The following is a 22435-nucleotide window of genomic DNA, read 5'->3' as shown; positions in this document are numbered from 1 at the left end:
ACCTAGCGCGCTGTCACCAAACCGTGTATCCGCCATCGATGACGAAGCTTGCGCCCGTCACGTAGCTCGACGCAGGAGATGCCAGATAGACAGCGAGCGGGCCAATTTCCTCCGGTTCGCCGGCCCGCCCCATCGGAACGCCGGCGACGAAGCTGTCGATTGCCCGACGGTCGGTCTGCTCCCACGCGCGGTTTGGATCGGTCATGAATAGCCCGGGACAGATCACGTTGACGTTTATGCCGTAGCGGGCCCAATCCGCAGCGGCCGCTCGCGTGAATTGAATCACCGCGGCTTTAGACGTCTCGTAGTGACGACCAGCCACGTCGCGATTGATGATCTGTCCGGAGATCGAGCCAACGTTGATGATGCGGCCGCCTCGCCCGCTCTCGATCATGGCCGCTCCGATGTGCTTGGTTGCGAGGAAATAGTGCGTGAGGTTGAGCGCCATGCCCCAGTTCCATTGCTCCAGGCTTGTTCGCTCGATTGGGATATTCAGGTTTCGCCCGCCGACATTGTTGATGAGGATGTCGACCTGTCCAGATGCAAGCGCCTGCTTACAAGCGCTGACGCATTGATCGGCGTCAGACATGTCCGCTACGATCGATTCCGTTCTGCGGCCACGTGCCGAAATCTCCGCCGACGTCGTTTCCAAGGCGTCGGGCGAGCGGCCGACCAAGACGATGTCCGCACCTGCCTCGGCCAGAGCGAGGGCCATTTCCCGCCCCAGGCCCCTGCTGCCGCCGGTAATCAGGGCGCGCTTGCCCTCGAGCCTGAACTTGTCAAGAACGGTCTGATGCATTTGAAGCCTTTCCTGTAATCATCGAGACATCACTTCACGGCGCCTGCGGTCAACCCGCGCAGCATGTAGCGCTGCATCCAGGCAAAGAGCATGGCGACGGGCAGCGTGGCGCACAGTGCGGCGGCCATCACCAGATGCCAGTCGACCGAATAGCGGCCCGACACGATCGACAGAATCTGGATCGGCAGCGTGTAGTTCTCCTCCGAGCGCAACGTTGTGAGCGCGATGACGAACTCGTTCCAGGAGTTCACGAAGGTGAACAGGGACGTGACGGTGATGGCGGGCAAGGCGAGCGGCAAGAATACCCGCCTCAGTGTCGTCAGCGGCGAGGCGCCTTCCATCCAGGCAGCCTCCTCGAGGTCGCGTGGAACGGTGGAAAAGTAGCTTTCCAGCATCCAGACCGAGAAGGCCGTGTTGAACCCGGCATAGAGAATGGCAACCGCATTCGCGTTGTCGAGCGCACCGAACAGCACCAGGATCCGGAACAGGCCCAACACCAGAACGATCGGCGACAGCATCTGGCTGATCAGCAGGAAGCGTCTGAAATTGCTGCGCCCGATGAACCTGAAGCGGGATAGCGCATAGGCGGCCGGGATCGCAACCAGAAGTGCGAGAACGGTGGCGGTCACCGAGATGTAGAGGGAGTTTGCGAGCGCGCGCCCGAACCCGGTCGCCTGCCACATTTCGATGAAATTGCCCCAGGCAATCCGGCTCGGAAGCCACTCGCGGGTGAACAGCTCGTCTTGCGGCCGGATTGCAGTCAACCCCATTACCGCGAATGGGAACAGCGAGACCGCGAAAACCGGCAACAGGCCGAGCCAGATGAGGACTGATTTGCGGATCGTACCCATCAGGCACGCTCTTCGCGCGTTGCCATGCGCACATAGATGACGGTGAACAACAGCAGTATCGCGAACATGATCAGGGAAAGGACCGCCGCTTCGCCGACGCGGCCAAAACGGAAGGCGAGCTTGTAGAGGTAGGTGACCAGGATGTCGGTCGAGTTGATCGGCCCGCCCTGCGTCGTTGCCCAGATGATCGGAAACGAGTTGAACACGTAGATCGTGTTGAGGATGACTGCGATGTTGATGAACGGTCGCATCATCGGCAGCGTGATCCGTCTGAATATCTGAAAGGCGCTGGCCCCCTCGATGCGCGCGGCTTCGTGAAGGTCTTTCGGAATCGACGAGAGGCCGCCGAGCAAGAGCGTCGCCGTAAATGGCAGTGTGGCGATGACGCCCAGGATGATCTGCATGGGAAAGGCCGTGTTCGCCTGCCCGAGCCAAGCGATGTTGACGTGGATGATGCCCATCGTGCTGAGCATCAGGTTGACGGCGCCATTCTCACCGTTCAACGCCCAGCGGCCGACGATCGCAAGCATTGCCAGGGATATCGCCCAGGGCAGCATCACGAGCACGCGGGCAAGGCCCCGGCCGTGGAAATCCTCATTGAGGGCCAGTGAGATCGGCAGGGCCAGCACGAACGTTCCGCCGACGACGCCGACGGTCCAGACGATCGTTCGCCACAACGAGGCATACAGCTCGGGGTCGGCAAAGACGCGGGCATAGTTGTCAACACCGGCAAACCCTTGGACCTGCCCGAAGCGGTTCACCTCGCTGGCGGACAGGATCCCGAGTTGCCCCAACGGCCATAAGACAATGAGGCTACTGATCAGCAGCCCAGGGAAGATGAGAACGTATGGATTGAACGTGGCGGACATCCGCATAAGTGCCAGCTTCCCTCTTCGGCTGTGGCCTGGCCTTCTCTTCCGGCCTATGTAATTCAAACACATCCAATCACGGGATTGCAAGCCATAACATGCAGTTTGTGTAATAAAATTTCTCACCGACAATCCCACCGGAGCGCGAAATCCACACTCTATGGTGCTTTTCTGCGCAAGATCGACCGGATTTTGTTACTCTCGAGTGCAGGCATGCGAGCTCGCATTCGCCCAGAGCGATGATATCTACTTACAAGAATTTGACATATTTCGTCGAATTTACAAGAATTAATGTTGCAAACTTACATTGAGCGCTCTATGGAATGGGGACGGCTCAGGCAAGAGCCGCGCGAGGCCTATGACCCGCAACACTTCAGAGGGCCACAATGGGAGAAGCACGATGAGAAGAAAATTCGCGCAAATCGTAATGGGCATCACGACAGCGCTCGCCGTGACGGCGATCGCTTTGCCGGTGTCCGCCAAGGACATTCGTTTCACCCTTGGAGAATACTCGGCAAATACCAAGATCGAGTTCGAGAAGGCCGCCAAAGCATTCGAGGCGGAGAACCCTGATATCCATGTCAAGATCGAGGTGATCCCGTGGTCGAGCTATCTACAGACGCTGACCACCGACATTTCAGGCAACAACGCGCCCGATATGTCCGTCGTGGCGTCCATCTGGCTTGCCGACTTCACCACTCAAGGATTGGTCGCCCCGATCGAAGGCCTGGTCTCGCCAGGGTTGGTCGACAAATTCATACCGACCATGCTGCAGCCGTCCCACATTGACGGCAAACTGATGGGCTTGCCTATCGCTGCCTCGGCCCGCGCCATGATGATCAACAACGATCTTTACGAGAAGGCCGGCGTCAAGCCCCCAGCGACCTGGGAAGAGTTGCAGGAGGCGGCCACCAAGATATCGAAACTCGGCGATACCTTCGGGTTCGGTCTGCCTGGCAAGGAGGAAGAGGTCGACGTCTACTACTACTATGCGCTGTGGTCGTTCGGCGGAAAGATCTTCGACGACAAAGGCAAGAGTGCGATCGCCTCGCCCGAGGGTATCGCCGCCGCGAAGCTTTACGCCGAACTGGTCAAGGGCGGCAGCACGGAGCCGACGCCAACGGCCTACAGCCGCGAGGACGTATTCAACATGTTCAAGCAGGGAAAGGTCGGCACGATCTTTACCTTTCCAATGCTCGTCCCGCAGCTTCAGAAGGAGGCTCCGAATCTGAAGTACTCCGTCCTGCCCTTCCCGGTTAAGGCGCAGAAGACCACGATGGCCATCACCGATTCCGTCATGGTGTTCGAAAGCTCGAAGGCCAAGGAAGAGGTCCGCAAGTTCCTCGACTTCATCTACCAGCGGGATTTCCGGGTCGGGTTCGACAAGGCTGACGGCCTGCTCCCGGTGACCAAGGACGAGTTGGCGGACCCGTACTTCCAGGGCAACAAGGACATCAAGGCGTTCGCCGATGGACTAGCCTATGCCCAGTTCCAGCCGAATGTGAAGGGCTATGACCAGGTGATAGACATCACGCGGTCGGCACTGCAACGCATTTACCTCGGAGACGCAGCGCCAGAGGTCGCCCTCAAGGAAGCCGCCACCGCGATCGACAAGGCGCGGGGACTCTAGTCCCCCGGCGGCTGCGCCGGTTTCCCTGGACTGGCGCAGCCGCAATTTCCTCAGATTTTTGCATAGGAGACAAGCCTACCGTGTCCGAGATCGTTCTCCACAATATCGCGAAGCGCTACCATGCGGCGGTGGTCATCCCGGATCTGTCGCTGACAATCGACGATGGCGAGTTCGTCGTGATCGTGGGTCCATCGGGATGCGGAAAGTCGACCCTGCTGCGCATGGTTGCCGGACTTGAGGCGATCTCGGGAGGCGACTTGCTCATTGGCGGGCGCCGCGCGAACGATCTTTCACCGCAGAAGCGCAATATCGCCATGGTCTTTCAGACTTATGCCCTTTTCCCCCACCTCACAGTCGGACAGAACATAGCCTTCGGTCCCGAAGTCCGCGGCGAGCCGGCCGCCGACATCCGGCAGAAGGTCCAGCGCGCCGCCGCCGTTCTCAATCTGACGCCATATCTGGATCGCCGGCCGAGCGAGCTGTCGGGTGGGCAGCGCCAGCGCGTCGCCATGGGCCGATCGATCGTGCGCGACCCGGATGTGTTTCTCTTCGATGAACCGCTCTCCAACCTCGATGCGCACCTTCGCGTCGAGATGCGCACTGAAATCAAGAGCCTTCATCGAAAGCTTGGCTCGACGATCGTCTACGTCACGCATGACCAGATCGAGGCCATGACGATGGCGGACCGCATCGTCATCATGAATAACGGCCACATCGAGCAAATCGGCACGCCCATCGAACTGTATGACCGACCGGTCAACAGCTTCGTTGCCGGCTTTCTGGGATCGCCCTCCATGACCTTCTTGAGCGGAACGCTCGTCCACGACGGACCGGCCAAAGCCGTTCGTCTGGGGGATGACCGGTTGATTCCAGTTTCAGATCTGGCAGCTGAAGTAGAACAAGTAACAATTGGAATCCGGCCGGAAGCCTATGAGATAGACCCCGACGGCCCGATCCACCTCGTCGTAGAAGTCCTCGAGCCAACCGGCGCGGAGGTGTTCGTTTACGGCCACGTCGCCGGCCAGCCGGTGCGTTGCGTGTTCCGCGGCCGGCCGCTAATTGAGATAGGGCAATCCTTACGCTTGAGGGTCTCGCCGGATCACGTTCACTTGTTCAATGAGAAGACGGGACTGCGCTTGTGACAACATTGACCGACATTATCACGCTTCTCCAAGGCAAGTTGGAAAGCGGCACGCCTGCCGAGCGTCAACTGGCGAGCGTCATACTGGAGGACGTCGAGGACGCGTCGCGTACGACGATTGCCATGCTGGCTGAAAAGGCCGGCGTCAGCGAACCGACCGTGACCAGACTTGCCCTCGCGCTGGGATTGGAAGGGACTCGTGAATTGAAGCTGCAGCTGGCACAGGCTGTCGCAATCGGAGGAGCGTATCTCGATGCCAAGGGAGAGGCGCTATCGCTCGGCGAAGGACGAGCAGTCGCCACGATCTGCAGCTTTGCCATCAAGGCAATTACCGATCTCAGGGACGTGTTGTCCGAAGAACTTGTCGTCGAAATAGGCGGCTACCTGGCCGGCGCAAAGCAGGTGCAACTGTTCGGGACCGGCGGCATATCGTCCGTGGCGGCGCAGGAGCTGGAGTTTCGCCTGTTCCGCCTCGGACTGAATGTCGTCACCCAGATCGACGGGCGGCTGCAGCGAATGACGGCGGCGCTGGCCAAGCCCGGAACCGTTGTGGTCGGGTTCTCCCTGACGGGAGGTGCGGCGTCGGTCATCGATTCATTGTCGATCGCCCGGCAGTACGGTGCTCGCACCATCGCTGTGGCCCCAGCCGACACGCCGCTAACGCGCACGGCAGACCACGTCATTCCGTACCGTTATGTCGAGGACGGCCTGGTCTATAAGCCTAACTCGGCGCGGTACGCGCTGATGGCGATAGTCGACAGCCTGGCGTTCAAAGCAGCGGAGATTATCGGCCCTCCCGTTCTCGAGAACCTGCGACGCATGAAGCAGACGCTGACGATAGCCGATGCCTATGACGCAACGCTTCCGCTCGGCGACTGAACAGCCTTCATTTACGTGCATGGAGCCAGAGATGCGTTTGCTGATCACCGGAGCGAGCGGGAAGCTTGGCGGCAGGGTCGTGGAACGGCTGTTGCGTGATTTGCCGGAGGTGCAAATCAGAGCCATGACCCATTCGCGCGACTTGCGTATCGTCGATCGCCGCCTTGAGGTGGTGAAAGGCAACATCGCCGACAGGGCCTTCGTCGAAGCCGCCATGGAGGGCGTGACCCACGTCGTTCATATGGCAAGCTGCAAGGAAATGCCGGAATTCGTGATGGACGTCACGGTCAAAGGGATGTTTTGGCTGCTCGAGGCCTTCCGGCTCGCAAAGGGACAGTATTTCATCCTTGTCGGAGGTGACGCCGCGATCGGTCACTTCTTCTATCCCGCGCCTGCGCCAGTCACCGAGACATCGCCGCACAAGGCGGCACCCGGCTGCTACTCCCTGTCGAAGGTGTTGGAAGAGGTCATGCTGACCCAGGCGCATTTTCAGTATGGGATCGAAGGTTGCTGCCTGCGGTCGCCGTGGATCATGGCGGACGACGACCTGCGGTATGCGTTGACCTTCGGACCGGACGTCTTTGGCATGCCGCGCTGGCATGAGGAGGTCGGCGAGGCAGAAGCGGCGCGCTACGCGGCGAGACAGAGTGTGGCACTCGCCCTTGCGGCAGATGGCAGGCCGCTCAAACGGAGCATCATCGGTGTCGACGATGTGGTCGATGCAATTCTCGCTGCGATCGAGATCCGGCCGCCGGGCTGCCAGACGTTCAACCTCGCGATGGAAGAGCCCTTCGACTATGGTCGCGCCGCCGCCTACATCTCCAATCGCTTCGGACACGAAGCGGTGGAGATACCGACGCCCTTCCACAGCGTCTGGATCGACAACATGAAGGCCCGCCAATTGTTGAACTGGTCACCGAAGCTCAACACCCAGTCTCTTGTCGACGCCGCCTGGGCATTCCAGCCGGCCAACGGATCGCGGCGCGAGGTTGTCTATCCGGGATGATCGCCGAGAAGGCCGCGGCCCTCATCCACGAAGACTCCGGCCTGCGCCATCGGATACCGCTGCTTGCACCAGGCGATCCGTGAGAATGGCCAGGAAGGCGATCGACAGACCGGCGATCAGGCCCATGCCGGCATCGGCCTTGCCCAGCGCGACATAGACCGCCTGTCCGAGATCGCGCGTGCCGACCAACGCCGCAATGGCCAGCATCGACAGGGCCGCCATGATGGTCTGGTTGAGGCCAAGCATGACCACCGGCAGCGCCAGCGGCAGCTTGGCCTGAAACAGCGTTTGCGCCGGGGTCGCGCCCATCTGTTCGACCGCCTCGACGACCTCGGCCCGCACATGCCGCAACCCATGCTCGACATAGCGGATCGGCGGCACGATGGCGTAGAGCATGATGGCGATCAGCGCAGTGAACTCGCCGACCTTGAAGAACATCAGCGCCGGGATCAGAAAGACGAATTGCGGCACGGTCTGCAACGCATCGCAGACCGGCTTCAGGGCGCGCGACACGCGCTCGCTGTGCGCGGCCCAGACGCCGAGAGCGCCGCCGATCAGCAGGCAGAGCAGCACCGCCAGCGTGCAAAGATAAAGCGACTGGACCAGTTGCGCCCACAATCCGTTGACCAGGATCAGGAGAAAGCCGGCCACCGCAAACAGGGCGAGCCGCACGCCGGCGACCTGCCAGGCGAGAAGGGCAATGCCTGAGATGAAGGCCGGCCAGGGAAAGCCGAGAAAGCCGGTGTAGAGGAGGATGCCGGCGACAAGCACGGCCAGCGCCGGCCGCCAACCGAAGCGACGCATCAGCAGGGCTGAAGCCGACAGGATGGCCGCGGCATAGGCGGTGTTTGCCAGCGGCGAGAGCGTAAAACCCCAGATGGCGGGAACAGCGGCGCCCGAAATGCCGATCCTCAGCGGCAGCAGCAGGCAATAGAGCACGCTGTTGCGCAGGCCGTCGAAAAACCAGGCGTAGTCGCGGACAAGCCCGAGCAGCAATTGGTTGACCGCGCCCATCTGGGTGCGCAGCCCGGTGCTGGGCAGCAAGGTGTCATCCGGCCAGAAGACACGAATGGCGATCGCCAGGCCGACCGCCAGAGCCATAACCACCAGCAGTCGGTGCCACGTCATCCATCGCATGGCTGCTGTCGGCCCTGTCGGCCGCTCCCTGGCAAAGCCGATGGTCAGGCGGTCGATGAGAATGGCCAACAGCGCAATGACCAGACCCGACAGGATGCTCTGGCCGAACTCGGCCTTGCGCATCGAGGACAGCACTTCCCAGCCAATGTCCTCGAAGCCGCCGATGATGGCGGCGACGATCACCATCGACAGCGCCGCCATCGTGGTCTGGTTGAAACCGACCAGGATCTGCGGCAGCGCCGTCGGCACTTCGACATGCCAGAACTGCTGGCGGCGCGTGCAGCCGCTCATCAGGCCGGCCTCGCTGACGGCCGCGGGCACGCGATCGAGGCCGAGCATGGTGTTGCGCACCATCGGCGGCGTTGCATAGATGGCGCTGGCGATGAGCCCGACCACCGGCCCGAAGCCGAACAGCAAAAGCAGTGGGATGAGATAGGCGAAGGCCGGCACGGTCTGCATCAGGTCGAGTGCGCCCATCAGCAGCGGGCGAAGGCGCGGGCTGACATAGCCGAGCACGCCAAGCGCAAAGCCAAGCACGGTGGAGATGGGCACGGCGAGCAGCACCAGCGACAGCGTGCTCATGCTCTGCGGCCAATAGCCGGCGAGCAGAATGTAGACCAGCGCCAGCAGCGCAAAGACCGCCAGCCTGATGCCGCTCGACTTCAACGCCAGCGCCGCCACCGCCAGCATCACCGCCGGCCAGGGCAACCAGACCAGAACGAGGCGAGCGCCGCGCATCGGCGCTTCGAGCATGGCGGAGAGAGCGCGGAACGCGGGCTGGACGACGGTCACCACGGCATCGGTGACAATGTTGACGCCTGCTGCCAGCGGCAGCGTCCACTCCTTGGGAAACGTCACCAGCCAGGGAAAAGCCGCCTTCAGCACAAGGCAAAGCGCGGTTAACGCCAGGAAGCCGCACCAGGGCAAAAGGGCCGGCTCGATCACGACCCTCGGCGGGGACCGGAATGTCGCTGCCGGCGCCGTCATGGCCGGGTCCGGCGGGCCTGTTCCCGCTCCAGCACGGCGAGGACGGAACCGGCCGTCAGCAATGATGGCGGGCTGGTACCGTCGCCGGGCACGGTGAAAGCGCGAACGCCCGAGGCCAGGCGCGAAATAAGCTCCTCCAGGCTGGTGGTGGCAGCGACGCTCTCCTCGGGTAGCGCTGATCCGTTGGCCGGCGCCGCGAGATCGCCGGCCTTGATGACGCGTAAGAGCGGCATGTCCTCTGTGAACTGCGCGACATAGTCGTCGGCGGGGTTGAGCACGATGTCGGCCGGGCGGCCGATCTGGACGATCTTGCCGGCGCGCATGATGGCGAGCCGGTCAGCCAGCCGGAACGCCTCGGCCATGTCATGGGTGATGAAGATGATGGTCTTCTTCAGCATGCGTTGCAGGCGCAGGAATTCGTCCTGCATCTGCCGGCGGATGAGCGGGTCGAGCGCCGAGAACGGTTCGTCGAGGAACCACAGTTCCGGCCCGACAGCGAGCGAGCGGGCAATGCCGACGCGCTGCTGCTGGCCGCCGGAGAGCTGATGCGGAAAGGAGGCTTCGCGACCTTCGAGGCCGACCAGCGCAATCATCTCGCGGGCGCGAACCTCGCGTTCCCGCAACGGCTTGCCCTGGATCTTGAGGGGAAACGCCACATTGTCGAGGACGCTGAGATGCGGCAGCAGGCCAAAATTCTGGAACACCATGCCCATGGCATGGCGGCGAAGCTCGATCAGCTCCTTGCCGGTGGCCTTCAGCAAATCCTGCCCGTCGAGCAGGATTTCGCCGGCACTCGGCTCGACCAGCCTGGACAGGCAGCGCACCAGCGTCGACTTGCCGGAACCCGACAGGCCCATGATGACGAAGATCTCGCCGGCCGCGACCTCGAAGCTGGCATCGACGACGGCCGGCAGATGCGCTTCCGCGCGCAGCCGCTCGGCCAGCGCGTCGGGCTCGATGATGTAGCCACGCGAGTCGAAATAATAGGCGGGACGCCGCCCGTAGACCTTCCACACATTGCGGCAGGTCAGTTTGATTGGCGGGGCGGCGATGTTCATGACGTCAAGCCCTCACGCAGCGATGGCCCGGCTTCGCACCGATGCGAAGCCGGGTTGGCAAATCGACCGCCACTCGAGTGGCGAGACACGGGCCGCGTCTATCACTTGGCCGCGTCGACCCAGGGCTTCCAGACCGCCTCGTTCTTGTCGACCCATTCCTTGACGACGGCGTCGAGATCCTTGCCGTCCTTGTCGACGGCCAGCATCATCTTCTGCTGCGCGGTGGCGTCCATCTTGAACGCCTTGAGGAAGGCAAGTGCTGCCGGCCATTTGGCGCCGAAACCGGACCAGACGATCTTGTCGACATCGGGCGGCGTGATGCAGTGCTCGTTGCTCTGCTCCTTGCAAGGCGGCATAGTGATCCAGCCGACCTCGCTTTCCGCCAGCGCGTAGTGCGGGCCCCAGAACATCATCACCAGCGGCGACTTCGCCGCCTCGGAGGCTTCGAGTTCGGCGACCAGCGCGCCCTCGGAGCCGGCCGGCACGGCGGTGTATTGCATCGCATTGTCGGCAAGGATGGTCGCGGCGCGCGAACCCCAGTCGGCGGGATAATCGAGGAAGCGGCCATTGGGCGCGGTCTCGGGTGTCGACAGCGCCTGGATGCATTCCGGCTTGTTCAGCGCGGTCCAGTCCGGCAGGCCCGGGCAGACTGTTTCCATGAATTTCGGATAGATCCAGCCTTCCTGGGTTTTCAGGTCGAGCTTGCCAATGTCCTCGATCTTCTTTTCGGCCAGCACCTTGGGATAGATGTCGCCGACATTGTTCAGCCAGATCTCGACCGAGGCGCTGAGCGAGCCGTCGGCCAGGCCGGAAAACTGCGGGAAGTTGCCCGCGGTGACATACTCGACCTTGTAGCCGATCTTTTCCAGCAACTGGCCGGCAATGTGGGTGGAGACATGGGCGCCGGTCCATTCCAGCATGGCGAGCTTGATCGGCTCGTCCTTGGCGCCCAGTTCGGCGCTTTGCACCGGCACCGAGGCGGCAAGCACCAGCGCCAGCCCGATGCCGGCGTTTCTCATTCTGATTGAATTCGGCATGATCGTTCCCCTGTTTTGGAATGTTATCGTTTGACCTGAATTCGGCATCGCTGCGGCCAAGCCACCACAGCTGTGTTTTCCCGCGCCAACTCCCATAGGCGCGGGAAGACGGTCTGCTGGCTATCCTGAAAAGTCTATGACGAAGCGTCCTTTCGACTGCCCTTGTTCGAGTGCTATCAGTGCGTCGGACACCCCCTCCAGCTTGATCGCCTCGACAATGGTTTCGAAGGGTTGTGCCGCGTGCATGGCGATCAGTTCGCGCATCTCCTGCCTGGTGCCGACGCTGGTGCCGGTGACAACGACGCCGGTGGCCGTCAGCCATTCCTGAATGAGCGGCACGGGTTCGAACACCATGGCGGCGGCGATTATCCTGCCGCGCGGGCGAATGCCCGCGACCATCGCGTCCCACGTCGCGGTCGTCGGCGCGAAGTTGATGCAGGCGTGCTGCTTCTCGCTCTTCGCCGCGAGCCGTGCCGGCAGACCGCTGTCGGCGATTTCGGTCTCGGCCGCCCCGTAACGCCGAGCAATTTCCAGCTTCGCCGGGTCGCGATCGACCGCCAGCACCTTGACGCCGAGACGACTGGCGATCTGCACCGCGTAGAGACCAAGCCCGCCACATCCGAAGATGGCGCAGCTGTCCCCTGCCTTCAGCCCGGCGCGCTTCACCGCGCCATAGGCGGTGATGCCGGCGCACATCACCGGCGCGGTGGTCATGGGGTCGATATTCGAAGGCAGGACGACCGCAAATCTGGCGTCGCAGGCGACATATTCGGCAAATGCGCCGGGGACGTTCAATCCGTGCGCGCGATGCTGCTGGCAGAACGATTCGTAGCCATCGACGCATTCGTCGCAATGGCAGCATGTATCGTGGATCCAGGGGACGCCGGCGAGATCGCCGACCGCCCAGCCGCTCACCCCGTCGCCGATCGCCTCGACGCAACCGATGCCTTCGTGACCCATGACAAATGGGGTGGGAACGCGCGGCGGCACGCTCTCGCCGCGCCAGATGTGCACGTCGGTGTGGCAGACGCCGCAGGCCTGCAATCGCACCAATATCTGGCCGGGTCCGGCAATTGGACGCGGTACGCTCGTGACATCGAGCGGCTCACCATATCCGGTCAGCACCGCGGCACGCATGGTGGATGTGTTCAACGTCATCGGCACTCTGCTCCGCCCCGCCAAAACGCGCATCGCCCTGTTCGGGCGCCAATGCCGTGATCGCGGCTGGCGCATGGCATCTGTCTTGAGATGGCAGCCTAGACCTATCGAAATTATGTGACAATAGAAAAATTTGTTAGAGCGTACAAAAAATAGGTCGGCTATAAGAATCACATGGCGACGAAGGCAAGAAAGCAAAAGACCCGGATCGAGGACATCAGGCGCATCGAGCTGATCGAGGCGGCGCATCGCATCTTTCTGCGCGACGGGCTGAAGGGGTTGACGACGATCCGCATCTGCCACGAGGCCGGGATGTCGCAAGGCATTTTGACCTATTATTTCAAGGACAAGGATGAGGTCCTGTTTGAGATGGTGCGGTTTGCCAACCGCCTCCTCATGGATGCGGTGGTGGTCAATCTTCGTCAGGCGGTGACACGGTGGGATCGCTTGATGGCGATCGTCGATGGCAATTTTCCGGAAGAGAAATTTGAACGCAACACGGCCAATGCCTGGATCTCTTTCTATGCGGAAGCGGCGCACAACCCCCGCTATGCCGGGCTGCAGCAGCTGTTCTACAAGCGGCTGCGGTCGAACATAGGCTCGGCGCTTTCGCCGCTGCGGTCGAAGAGCGAGATCGACCATTTCGTGCGTGGCTTTGCCGCCATGCTCGATGGGTTCTGGCTGCGGCGCGGTCACTCCGACGATGACATCTCTTGCCTGGAGGCACGCACGCTGCTCGTCGAATACTCGGAAAACATGCTCGGCGCGGAGATGGCAGCGAAGCTGAAGACGCTGCAGCTGAAGGCGGCCTGACCGTCGCAGCGGATCGATCGCCGAAGCTGGCGCCACCCGAGCGCTCCTTGCCGGCCTGGGCGTTACCATAGCGCTCCGCCGGTGATTTGGATGTTTTCCATGGTGATGCCCTTGGCCAGATCCGAACACAGGAAGACGGCGAGTGCCGCGATCTCCTGCGGCTGCAGCATGCGCTGCTGCGGATTGCCCCTGCCGATCTCGGCCATCGCTGCCTCTGCCGTGCGCCCCTTGCCCTCGCGTTCGACGACCTGCGCCACATTGCGGCGCATCAGTTCGGTCTCGACCCAGGTCGGGCTGATCATGACGCAGGTGACACCATGTGCCGCCCCCTCCAGCGCCACGCAACGGGTCAGACCGAGAAGGCCGGCCTTGGAGGCGCAGTAGGCCGGGTTGTCCTTCCAGCCGACGGAAGCCGCCGTCGAGCCGATGTTGACGATGCGGCCCCAGCCGCGCTCGATCATACCCGGCAGCACGGCGCGGGTGACACGAAAGGCGCCGGTGAGGTTGGTGTCGACGATCTTGTCCCACAGCGCGTCGGAATGGCCGCAGACCGGCTGCTCGGCGGTGGTGCCGGCGGCGTTGACCAATATGTCGGCGGGGCCGATGGCGGCTTCCGCGTCCGCCCAGAACCGGTTGGTGACGTCGCTGTCGCGGACGTCGAGATGAGCCGCATGGACCTGGGTGCCATGAGCCGCAAGGGCCGAGCGCACGCGCTCGATCTCGTCGGCGCCGGGATAGTAGGCGGCATCGGATTTATCGGTGCCGGCGGGCGCAATGTAGGAGCCGACGGCGACATTGGCGCCGGCCTGCGCCAACGCCGTGGCAATGGCAAAGCCCATGCCCGAGAAGCCGCCGGTGACGATCGCGCTGCGGCCGGAAAGGTTTGTCATCAGGCTTGGTCTCCGGAAGTTTCGATGCGGGCGGCCAGGCCCGAAAGGGTTTGAGATTCACACGGCAAGATAGCCTCCATCGACGACCATTTCGGAGCCGGTGACGAATTTCGATTCATCCGAGGCGAGGTAGAGGACCATGTAGGCGATGTCGTTGGGCTCGCCGAGGAAGCCGATGGGATGGCGGGCCAGCGCCCTGGCTTTCTCCTGCTCGAGCAGGCCAAGATCGCGCAGATAATTTTCGGTCTGCGGCGTCCAGATGTAGCCGGGATGGATGGAGTTGCAGCGGATGCCGTAGCGCTTTTCGGCGCAGTGCACGGCGACCGCCTTGGTCAGCGTGCGCACGCCACCCTTGGAGGCACAATAGGCGGCAAGGTCGGCCTCGCCGATGATGCCGTCGATCGACGACAAATTGATGATCGAGCCACCGCCCGATTGCTTCATCAGGGCGATGCCTTGCTGGCAGCCGAAGAAGACGCCGTCGAGATTGACGGCCATGGTGCGCCGCCATTCCTCGAGCGACGTGTCCTCGATGTTTCTGGCAATGGCGATGCCGGCATTGTTGACCAGCACGTCGAGCCGTCCGAATTTTTGCTCCACCGCCGCCATCACCGGCGGCCAGTCTTCGGGGTTCGAAACGTCGTGGCGAATGAAGAGGCTTTCGCCTCCAGCCCGAGCGATCAGATCAGCCGTCTCGCGGGCGGCTCTCTCATCGATATCGGTGACAACGACCCTGGCGCCCTCGGCCGCAAGCAGCAATGCGGACGCCCGCCCGAGGCCCATTCCGGCCCCGGTGACGAGTGCTACCTTGCCTGCGACGCGGTTCACAAGATCAATGTCCTTAAAGTGGTTTGCCGAGCCATTCGCGATAGAAGCCCTCGAGGTCGGGTTCGAAATCATGGACGATCGGATAGCCGGGCGCCGCCGCCTCGACCTCGTGCAGCGTGCCGCATTGCGGGCAGATGAATTCGCGGATCTCCATCCACTCGGGATCGGGAAGATCACTGTTGGGATAGATCTCGCGCAGTGCTTCTTCGGTGTTGCGCACATTGATCGCGGCCTTGAGCTTCCAGTTCTTGCGGTAGTCGCCGAAGGAATGGCTGCATTCGCAGCGGGTTATCCGCTCATCGCCGCTCTGACAGATGAATAGGTGATCGGAGACCGGCAGCAGGATCGGGTCCTTCCAGGCGACGCGATCCTGATAGACGGCGACCATCTTGAAGAAACGGTCATCGTCCTTGTAGGCGCTCATGATGCGCCGCGTCTGCGGCCAGGGCAGCTGGCCGGCGGCCAGATCGCGGATGACTTCCTTGCTGTACGAGGTCATGGCTTTGCTCCCGGCATGAAGATCGATCTGGCATCGACGTTCCAGAACTCACTGAATTCCTTGGTGAAGCGCGACGACAGCTTGATCGCGCTGGCGTACATTTTCTTCACCTCGGGGGCGAAGTCGGCCTTCTCGACGCGGCCGCGCTCGGCGGCAATCCAGTCCGTGACGGGGATCGCCCTGGCCAGACGCTGCTTGCGCATGGCAGCCCGGCGTTCGACGGTCGCGTCGATATCGGCAACGGGATAGCCATCGGCGTCGTCCCTCAGCACGATGCCGAAAACCTGGTCCGCCGCTTCGCGGGTGAGAAAGCCGTTCTCGACATCCCAGGCCGTCTTGATCGGATCGCGCTCCAGCACGTCACCATAGCCGCCACCGCCATTGTAGGAATGGCTGAAGATATCGCCTTCCTTGTGCGGCGACGTGATGTAGGGGCCCTCGACCACGACATGGTCGCCGCCGATGTTCTTCTCGTAGTCGGAGACGTGCGGGTCGATACCGGGCGCATGCGCCAGCGGTTCGCCTTTTGCCGCGAGGTCATGGATGTTGGAGTTGCGCACCGCGCGATGCTTCTGGCAGGTCGGCGCCGGATAGCCGCCGCACATGCCGCCATTGTCGAACACGCGCGAGGAGTGCTCCGAGGTGTGGAGCCTGAGATGCGAGGTCTTGTTGATCAGCCAGGTCGAGACGAACGAGCAGCCGCCGCGATATTTGCCGGCGCCGCCTGAGTTAGGCACGATCGAGCGGCCGATATAGACCATCGGCATCGACTGTTCCCACACCTCGATATTGCCCATGTCGGATTCAGGGTTCCAGCCGACATAGGCGGTGTCGAGGCCATCCTTGATGGCGAGCGCGCCGGAACCGGCGGCAGCGCACTCGAAATGCGCCATACCGAACGGCGTGCCGTACTGGCTTTCGCCGCCCATCTCGATCATCGGGCTGTTGACCTGGCCGACGAAGGCTTCCTCGACGAAGCCGCGCGCCACGAAGCTGCGCGACAAAAGACGCTGGAACACGCCGTAAGCAGGCAGCAGCAGCGCCCATGAGGTGGCGGTGGCCACCATCTCGTTGTCGGGGTTGGTCCAGGTGCCGTGCGGTAGTTTCAGCTCGGTTGCCATCCAGGCGCCGTCATTGACCAGGCCTTCGAAATTCATGTGCTGGGTCAAGGTGACGAACATGCCGCCATCCATGCCGGCCGGCGTGCAATTCATCGAATGGTAGCCCCAGGGCTGCGTGCCCTCGAAGTCCATGGTGATCTTGCCGTCGGTGGTGATCTCCATCTCGATCGGGATGTTGTAGAGCCAATCGGGATCGCCGAGCAGCTGGAAGCCGGGCTTTCCCGCGGTGACGTGGCCATAGAAGGTGTGGCCGCGATAGATGCCGGGCACGGTGAGCTGGCGGGTACGGGCAAGCTGCGCGCGACGGCCTTCCTCGATGAACTCCTTCGACACCTTCATCCAATAGTCGAGGCCGATCTCGGAAATCAGCTGCTTGACGCTTTCGCGCATGTCGATGCAGGAGGCGACCTTGGCCTTCTCGTCCAGCACCCAGTAGATCGGCATGCGCAGATTGCGCTCGCAGCGGATGACGTAGTCGCGGCGGATCTCATCATTCTCGCCGATCTTCTCGGCGCAGACGAACAGGCCTTCGGTGAAGCGCTCCTGCGCCAGGCAGACGTCGCCGCCAGGCGTGATGCCACCGGCTTCCAGCTCGTGGCAGACCGCGCCCGCCCAACCGACCAGCGTGCCTTCATGGAAGATCGGCACTACGTCCATGACGTCGGGCACCTGCACGGTGCCGATGAAGGCATCGTTGTTGGCGAAGATATCGCCCTCGCGGATCTTCGGGTTTTCCTCATAGTTGTTCTTGATCATCCATTTGATGAAGCGGCTCATCGTATGGACATGCACCATGATACCGTTGGACAGCGCGATGGCGTCGCCCTCGGGGGTGTAGATGGCGACCACCATCTCGCCGACCTCGCGCACGCCGGGCGAGGCCGAGATGCGGCGAGCCATTTCGCGTGCAGAGACGCAATAGGCGCGCAGCTTGGTGTGCAGCGTCTCGAATTTCAGCGGATCCTGGTTGCGCAGTGTGAGTTCCGTGATGCCGTCATAGCAGCCGGTCTCTTCCATCAGCCGCTCGGAATCGAGCAGTCTTTCGCGAAGGCGCAGGGCCGAAGCAGGTTTGTCCAACATGGCGGTGCCCTCTCAAGCGTGGGTGTAGTGCAGCAGCGTCCATTCATCGACATGGACGCGGTCCTGCGGATGAACGACGAGCGTGGTGGCGGGATGTTCGATGATGGCCGGGCCGATCACTTCATGGCCAGGCTGCAGCAGATCCATTTCGTAGAGATCGGCCTTGTGCCAGCGCCCAGCGATATAGGCGTCGCGCACACCTTTGTGGGCGGCTGCCGGATGCGACTTGCCGAGCGGCCGCTTGAGCAGCACCGGCTTGACCTTGTCGGCAGTGGCGATCAGCCCGAGCTCGGTGATGGTGAAGCCCGCCTCGCCATAGCGCGACACGCGATGGTTGACCTTGGCGTAGACCGCCTCGAACTCGTCCAAAACCTTGCGCATGTCGTCGGCCGAATTGACTTCAGCCAGCGGCGCCATGACTTCCACGTCCTCGAGCTGGCCGGTGTACCGCATCATCAGGAACGGCACGGTCCTGATTTTTTCGCGCGCATGGCCGTCGGTGATCATCTCGTCGACCGCGGCCTTGGTCAGGTCGTTCCAGACCGTGGTGACCTTGGCGCCGAAAGCAGCGAGCGTCGCCTCGTCGGCGCGCGATGGGATGTCGTGCTGCGTCGACACCGAATGGCGGCGCATGAAATCGGCCGTGGTGCAGCCGAACGCCGAGAAGGCGGCGGCGAACTGGAAGGTGATAATGTCCTTGAAGCCGATGCCCCTGGAGCAGCCGGCAAGATGCAGCGGGCCCGAGCCGCCATAGGACAGCAGCGTGAATTCCGAGGGGTGGATGCCTTGCCCCGAGATGACGCGGCGCAGCGCATTGTTGGCATCGGACTCCAGCATCTCGATCATGCCCTCGGCGGCTTCCTCGACGCCGACGCCAAGGATGCTGGAGCACTTTTCCTCGAACGCCTTGCGTGCCTTCTCGACCTGCAACACGACCTTGCCGCCGAGGAAATAGTGCGGGTTGAGGCGACCCAGGATCGCATCGCAATCGGCGATGGTCGGCTCCGTGCCGCCGCGATCGAAACAGATCGGGCCGGGGTCGGAGCCGGCGCTTTCCGGCCCGAGCGAGACTTTCTTGGTCAGTGGATCGACCTTGAGGATCATGCCGGCGCCGGCGCCGATGGTATCGAGATGCAGCGTCGGCACGTTGAGCTTGAAACGGTCCATCAGCGGCTCGTTCTCGATCCGCGTCTGGCCACGGGTGATGACGCCCATGTCGAAGGAGGTTCCGCCCATATCCGAACAGATCAGCGAGTCGTTGCCGATCAGCTTGCCGACATAGGCCGCGCCCAGGATGCCGCCGATCGGGCCGGAGATCATGGTTTCGTGCAGGCGCGGGTGATTGATCGAGGTCAGGCCGCCGAAGGAGAGCAGCGTCTGCACGCCATATTTGAAGCCGTATTTCTTCGAGACGTCCTCGATGCCTTTGAGCTGCTTGCGACCGCGCGAGGTCGCATAGGCCTCGATCAGCACCGAGTTCAGCCGCGACTGCTCGCGGATGACAGGGCGCACTTCATGGCTGGTGTAGACGATGATGTCGGCGCCGGCCTTCTCGACCTCGGCGCGGCAGATCTCGGCGATGCGCTTCTCGTGCACCGGATTGACGTGCGAGAAGATGGTCATGATGCAGATCGCTTCGACCTTGTCGGCGATCAGCTTTTTTGCGGCAAAGGAAACTTCATGCTCGTAGAGCGGCAGCACAATGTCGCCGAACTGGTCGATGCGCTCGGTGACGCCATGGGTGCGGCGGCGTGGCACCAGCGGATCGGGGTGATGATGGGTCACGGCATGCAGCCGGTCGGCATAGGAATAGTCGGCCCAGGCCTGCAGGCCACGGCCCATCAGGATCATGTCCTCCAGGCCCTTGGTGGTGATCAGGCCGAGCCGGCGACCGGTGCGCGACAACAGTGTGTTGAGCATGCCTGTGCCGGAATAAAGCACGACATTGACGCCGGAGAAGAGCTGCTCCAGCGAGATGCCCCAGGCATCGGCCGCGTCTTCGGCCGAGGCCAGAAAGCCCTCGGCTTCGTTCTTCGGCGTGGTCGCCGACTTGCCGATCTTGAAGTGGCCGTCCTGATCGACAAGGATCGTGTCGGTCATGGTGCCGCCGGCGTCGATGCCGATGACGATGGGATTGCCAATGATCGGCGGATTGCCAACGATGGGGCCGGTGAGGTTGGGTTGGGTCACGGTCGCCTCGGGATGTGGTCTAGGATGACGCAAGGCTAGTTTGGACAGGCCGCCTCGCGCCATATGCCTAAAGACACAATGACGGTTGGGCCGGGATCGCCGAGAAAAGGGCATGCGCATGGGCAATATCTGGGCGCCGCTCGCCAAGGCGATCGCCGCCACCGGCACGGACAGGCATGTCGACTGCCTGATCGATCTGATCGGCGCCGATATCGCGCACGACCTCGTCACCGTGACGCGCTACTCGGCGACGCAGACGCCGGAATTCATCAAGCACCGGCGCTTTTCGGACGAGATGGTCCAGCGTTATCTCGCCAGCTACTACGTCTTCGACCCGTTCTATGCCTCGTGGCGGCGCGAGCGCAGGCTCGGCATCATGCCGCTGAAGCGGCTTGCCGACGACGCCGCCAAGCGCGGCCAGTACATTGCCGGCTTCCTGGCGCAGTCGGAAATCTGCGACGAGGTCGGCATCATGCTTGCCGATGGCGGCGACTGGTGCCTCGGCATCTTCCTCGACCGCTCGACCAATTCGTTCAAGGACAGCGAAATCGCCCAACTGGAGGAGCGGCTACCGGTGTTCGAAGCGCTGCACGCGCTCGACATTACCGCGCGCGGCGCGGACTTTTCCCGGACATCGGCACCGACCGGCCCCGGGGCTTCACCGCGGCAAGAGCCTAGCATCCCGGCTAGCCTGTGGCCCGAACTCTCGCAGCGGGAGCGCGAACTGGTGCAGCTTATCCTCGCCGGACACCCGACCGCGAACATAGCCGAGCGGCTCGGCATTACCGTCGGCACCGTCAAGAACCATCGCCGCCGCATTTACGAGAAGCTCGACATCACCACCGAGCGGGAACTGTTTTTGCAGTTCTTCCAGCATCGGGAATCTGCGAGCTGACACGCTGCTTCGGAATTTGGCCGGAGCGCCACCCAGATGCGTCTTTGATTATTGCTTGACGAACGTGCCCGTGTAGGTCTGGCCGGCAAGCGCGACGGTTGCTGCCAAGGTTCCATCGGACAGCATCACAAAGCTGAGGTCCGCGCCATTCGGGAGGCGCCCAAGCTTCAACGTGGTCCCGATAATTCTTCCCGCGCCAGCGGCCTCCCCCGGAAAGTTGTCGGCCAGATTTCCCCACGCATAGGTGACTGTCACCTTTCCATTGGAAGAAATCGTCTGAACAGCAAGTTTGGCTTCATACGTCCCTTCCAATCGTCCGGCCCATAGGCCTGAAAAAGCAGCGTATTTCTCTGGAATGCCCTTGCCAGGGGGAGTGATCGTCACGGATTGATCCATGATTGCCGAACCGGAAGAAACCGAGGCAGGACCCAAGGCAGGTTGGGGAGGAGTGAGACCAGGTCCTAGCCCAGGTTCGACAGCGGCGGGTTGCTGCGTTTCAGGGGCGGTTTGGCACGCGACCAGGGCAAGGACCGAGAAACCAAGCATTGCGGTGCATAGTGGGTGTGCCATTTTCTGGTGCCCCCGGCCCTTCTTTGACTCTGAGCGCAGGCATACCTTATCACCCGTTTTCACAGACTGTGTCCAGGCAAGTATGGCGATAGGACCGGTCGATTTTCTCCTCGCAGGCCGGCATCGATCCCTTAGCGGCAGTGCGAAAAATACCGTCACCGTCTAACCGATGATGCGCAACAGTTCGCGCAGCCGGACCGGCAGTCGCGGCGAGGCTTGCAGTTCGACACAACTCGCCTCCCATAGCTTCAGATACTCGGCGATCGGGATACCTGTGCGGCCAGGCCATCGGTTGAGTGCGCCGAGAGCTTCGATGCACTCGGGCGCGCGGTCGTATTCGGCGAGGATGGTCACTGACATTGCTTGAGCGAATGGATTGAGGGCGGGCATTTCGATCTCGCCGCGGTGGTCGGCGAACCACGCAGCGGCGTCGCGCGTGAGCCCCTGGCTTTCAGCGAGCGCCTCATAGCGATCGATGATGTCCTGGCGGTACCGGGCGATGGCATCGCCGAAGGCGTTGTCGCCGGCGAAGGGCGGGGCCTCCTTCCAGCTTTTCGCCAGACGCCCGAGCCCGCGCAGCGAGTGGGCCTCCACCATGGCTTCCTCGACCCATTGGCAAGGGGGCGCCGGCTTGGCGTCCGGCTGCCAGCTGTTGCAGAGCACATGGCCGAGCTCATGGCCGAACTGGTAGGCGAGCTTCGACCAGTCACGCTCACCAATATCCACGATGATCCAGGCCATGCTGCTGCCGTCCGGATGCAGCCAGATGGCCGGCGTGCCGGAAGTGTGCTCGTCGACACGCAGCCTCGTCGGCTGGCGGTCGGAGAGCAGGCGCACGCCGTCCAGGCATGCATGCCGCATCCGCTCCACCACCTGAACGGCAGCGCCCTCCAGCATGCGCCCCCAGTTGCCGGCAAGCTCGATGGGCGCGGTGAGGAGGGTTGGTGATGGGCCGGTCGGGGAAGGCGGGGGAGACATGGCGGCGTAGGCTGTGCTC

General features: G+C 62.5%; 20 protein-coding genes. 6 read left to right on the top strand and 14 right to left on the bottom strand.

Going from position 1 to position 22435, the window contains the following annotated elements:
- Positions 1-13: 13 nt before the first annotated feature.
- From AC1DX6_RS17490 to AC1DX6_RS17480, 3 genes are read right to left on the bottom strand one after another with little or no spacing between them, the layout of a single operon-like run.
- Positions 14-799, bottom strand: coding sequence for an SDR family NAD(P)-dependent oxidoreductase (locus AC1DX6_RS17490; protein WP_477315477.1), 786 nt, complete (start codon positions 797-799; stop codon positions 14-16).
- A gap of 29 nt (positions 800-828) precedes the next feature.
- Positions 829-1650: a carbohydrate ABC transporter permease gene (locus tag AC1DX6_RS17485; protein ID WP_477315475.1), complete on the bottom strand. Its 822-nt coding sequence runs from the start codon at positions 1648-1650 to the stop codon at positions 829-831.
- Positions 1650-2519, bottom strand: a complete 870-nt coding sequence (locus tag AC1DX6_RS17480) for a carbohydrate ABC transporter permease (RefSeq protein WP_477315473.1) — start codon at positions 2517-2519, stop codon at positions 1650-1652. Before AC1DX6_RS17480 ends, AC1DX6_RS17485 begins: the two co-directional genes overlap by 1 nt.
- 400 nt (positions 2520-2919) lie before the next feature.
- Here AC1DX6_RS17480 and AC1DX6_RS17475 point away from each other — a divergent pair, with 400 nt between their 5' ends.
- From AC1DX6_RS17475 to AC1DX6_RS17460, 4 genes are all read left to right on the top strand, one after another.
- Positions 2920-4149, top strand: a complete 1230-nt coding sequence (locus tag AC1DX6_RS17475) for an ABC transporter substrate-binding protein (protein ID WP_477315471.1) — start codon at positions 2920-2922, stop codon at positions 4147-4149.
- An 80-nt stretch (positions 4150-4229) separates the two neighbouring features.
- Entirely contained in the window at positions 4230-5291 is a 1062-nt protein-coding gene (locus AC1DX6_RS17470) for an ABC transporter ATP-binding protein (protein ID WP_477315469.1), read from the top strand.
- 5 nt (positions 5292-5296) lie between these two features.
- On the top strand, positions 5297-6169 hold the full coding sequence (locus tag AC1DX6_RS17465) for a MurR/RpiR family transcriptional regulator (protein WP_477315467.1): 873 nt from the start codon (positions 5297-5299) through the stop codon (positions 6167-6169).
- A gap of 31 nt (positions 6170-6200) precedes the next feature.
- Positions 6201-7175: an NAD-dependent epimerase/dehydratase family protein gene (locus tag AC1DX6_RS17460; protein WP_477315465.1), complete on the top strand. Its 975-nt coding sequence runs from the start codon at positions 6201-6203 to the stop codon at positions 7173-7175.
- A 21-nt stretch (positions 7176-7196) separates the two neighbouring features.
- On the opposite strand, the gene AC1DX6_RS17455 is transcribed toward AC1DX6_RS17460, so the two are convergent.
- The 4 genes from AC1DX6_RS17455 to AC1DX6_RS17440 all read right to left on the bottom strand — a co-directional run bounded on the left by AC1DX6_RS17455 (position 7197) and on the right by AC1DX6_RS17440 (position 12552).
- A complete protein-coding gene (locus AC1DX6_RS17455; RefSeq protein ID WP_477315463.1) occupies positions 7197-9299 on the bottom strand; it encodes an ABC transporter permease in 2103 nt (700 codons plus the stop codon).
- Complete coding sequence (locus tag AC1DX6_RS17450; RefSeq protein ID WP_477315461.1) at positions 9296-10357, bottom strand: quaternary amine ABC transporter ATP-binding protein; 1062 nt, start codon at positions 10355-10357, stop codon at positions 9296-9298. Before AC1DX6_RS17450 ends, AC1DX6_RS17455 begins: the two co-directional genes overlap by 4 nt.
- A gap of 101 nt (positions 10358-10458) precedes the next feature.
- Positions 10459-11394: an ABC transporter substrate-binding protein gene (locus AC1DX6_RS17445; RefSeq protein ID WP_477315459.1), complete on the bottom strand. Its 936-nt coding sequence runs from the start codon at positions 11392-11394 to the stop codon at positions 10459-10461.
- Between the two features lie 120 nt (positions 11395-11514).
- Positions 11515-12552, bottom strand: coding sequence for an alcohol dehydrogenase catalytic domain-containing protein (locus AC1DX6_RS17440; RefSeq protein WP_477315457.1), 1038 nt, complete (start codon positions 12550-12552; stop codon positions 11515-11517).
- 174 nt (positions 12553-12726) lie between these two features.
- Here AC1DX6_RS17440 and betI point away from each other — a divergent pair, with 174 nt between their 5' ends.
- Positions 12727-13365, top strand: coding sequence for a transcriptional regulator BetI (betI, locus tag AC1DX6_RS17435; protein ID WP_477315455.1), 639 nt, complete (start codon positions 12727-12729; stop codon positions 13363-13365).
- A gap of 62 nt (positions 13366-13427) precedes the next feature.
- Here betI and AC1DX6_RS17430 read toward each other — a convergent pair whose 3' ends face one another.
- From AC1DX6_RS17430 to AC1DX6_RS17410, 5 genes are read right to left on the bottom strand one after another with little or no spacing between them, the layout of a single operon-like run.
- A complete protein-coding gene (locus AC1DX6_RS17430) occupies positions 13428-14255 on the bottom strand; it encodes an SDR family NAD(P)-dependent oxidoreductase (RefSeq protein WP_477315453.1) in 828 nt (275 codons plus the stop codon).
- 57 nt (positions 14256-14312) lie between these two features.
- Positions 14313-15083 carry a glucose 1-dehydrogenase gene (locus AC1DX6_RS17425; RefSeq protein WP_477315451.1) on the bottom strand — a complete coding sequence of 257 codons (771 nt, stop codon included), beginning with the start codon at positions 15081-15083 and terminating at the stop codon, positions 14313-14315.
- Positions 15084-15096: 13 nt separating this feature from the next.
- Positions 15097-15582, bottom strand: a complete 486-nt coding sequence (locus AC1DX6_RS17420) for an acetone carboxylase subunit gamma (RefSeq protein ID WP_477315449.1) — start codon at positions 15580-15582, stop codon at positions 15097-15099.
- Positions 15579-17783, bottom strand: a complete 2205-nt coding sequence (locus tag AC1DX6_RS17415; protein WP_477315447.1) for a hydantoinase B/oxoprolinase family protein — start codon at positions 17781-17783, stop codon at positions 15579-15581. The genes AC1DX6_RS17420 and AC1DX6_RS17415 overlap by 4 nt, the downstream gene beginning before the upstream one ends.
- 12 nt (positions 17784-17795) lie before the next feature.
- On the bottom strand, positions 17796-19925 hold the full coding sequence (locus tag AC1DX6_RS17410) for a hydantoinase/oxoprolinase family protein (RefSeq protein ID WP_477316454.1): 2130 nt from the start codon (positions 19923-19925) through the stop codon (positions 17796-17798).
- 160 nt (positions 19926-20085) lie between these two features.
- On the opposite strand from AC1DX6_RS17410, the gene AC1DX6_RS17405 reads away from it, so the two are divergent.
- On the top strand, positions 20086-20868 hold the full coding sequence (locus AC1DX6_RS17405) for a helix-turn-helix domain-containing protein (RefSeq protein WP_477315445.1): 783 nt from the start codon (positions 20086-20088) through the stop codon (positions 20866-20868).
- 48 nt (positions 20869-20916) lie between these two features.
- Here the strand turns inward: AC1DX6_RS17405 and AC1DX6_RS17400 are convergent, their stop codons facing one another.
- On the bottom strand, positions 20917-21252 hold the full coding sequence (locus tag AC1DX6_RS17400; RefSeq protein ID WP_477315443.1) for a hypothetical protein: 336 nt from the start codon (positions 21250-21252) through the stop codon (positions 20917-20919).
- Between the two features lie 348 nt (positions 21253-21600).
- Positions 21601-22335 carry a hypothetical protein gene (locus AC1DX6_RS17395; protein ID WP_477315441.1) on the bottom strand — a complete coding sequence of 245 codons (735 nt, stop codon included), beginning with the start codon at positions 22333-22335 and terminating at the stop codon, positions 21601-21603.
- Positions 22336-22435 lie beyond the last annotated feature (100 nt).

The organism is Mesorhizobium sp. P2_C4 (assembly GCF_056404575.1).
This window is presented reverse-complemented; position numbering and strand designations above follow the sequence as displayed.

Bases quoted from the DNA above. Each gene is read 5' to 3' on its own strand.
- AC1DX6_RS17475 (WP_477315471.1), top strand. From the start codon at position 2,920: ATGAGAAGAAAATTCGCGCAAATCGTAATGGGCATCACGACAGCGCTC.
- AC1DX6_RS17405 (WP_477315445.1), top strand. From the start codon at position 20,086: ATGCGCATGGGCAATATCTGGGCGCCGCTCGCCAAGGCGATCGCCGCC.
- AC1DX6_RS17420 (WP_477315449.1), bottom strand. From the start codon at position 15,582: ATGACCTCGTACAGCAAGGAAGTCATCCGCGATCTGGCCGCCGGCCAG.
- AC1DX6_RS17450 (WP_477315461.1), bottom strand. From the start codon at position 10,357: ATGAACATCGCCGCCCCGCCAATCAAACTGACCTGCCGCAATGTGTGG.
- AC1DX6_RS17455 (WP_477315463.1), bottom strand. From the start codon at position 9,299: ATGACGGCGCCGGCAGCGACATTCCGGTCCCCGCCGAGGGTCGTGATC.
- betI (WP_477315455.1), top strand. From the start codon at position 12,727: ATGGCGACGAAGGCAAGAAAGCAAAAGACCCGGATCGAGGACATCAGG.
- AC1DX6_RS17460 (WP_477315465.1), top strand. From the start codon at position 6,201: ATGCGTTTGCTGATCACCGGAGCGAGCGGGAAGCTTGGCGGCAGGGTC.
- AC1DX6_RS17440 (WP_477315457.1), bottom strand. From the start codon at position 12,552: ATGACGTTGAACACATCCACCATGCGTGCCGCGGTGCTGACCGGATAT.
- AC1DX6_RS17490 (WP_477315477.1), bottom strand. From the start codon at position 799: ATGCATCAGACCGTTCTTGACAAGTTCAGGCTCGAGGGCAAGCGCGCC.
- AC1DX6_RS17485 (WP_477315475.1), bottom strand. From the start codon at position 1,650: ATGGGTACGATCCGCAAATCAGTCCTCATCTGGCTCGGCCTGTTGCCG.
- AC1DX6_RS17395 (WP_477315441.1), bottom strand. From the start codon at position 22,335: ATGCTGGAGGGCGCTGCCGTTCAGGTGGTGGAGCGGATGCGGCATGCA.
- AC1DX6_RS17445 (WP_477315459.1), bottom strand. From the start codon at position 11,394: ATGCCGAATTCAATCAGAATGAGAAACGCCGGCATCGGGCTGGCGCTG.
- AC1DX6_RS17430 (WP_477315453.1), bottom strand. From the start codon at position 14,255: ATGACAAACCTTTCCGGCCGCAGCGCGATCGTCACCGGCGGCTTCTCG.
- AC1DX6_RS17480 (WP_477315473.1), bottom strand. From the start codon at position 2,519: ATGTCCGCCACGTTCAATCCATACGTTCTCATCTTCCCTGGGCTGCTG.
- AC1DX6_RS17415 (WP_477315447.1), bottom strand. From the start codon at position 17,783: ATGTTGGACAAACCTGCTTCGGCCCTGCGCCTTCGCGAAAGACTGCTC.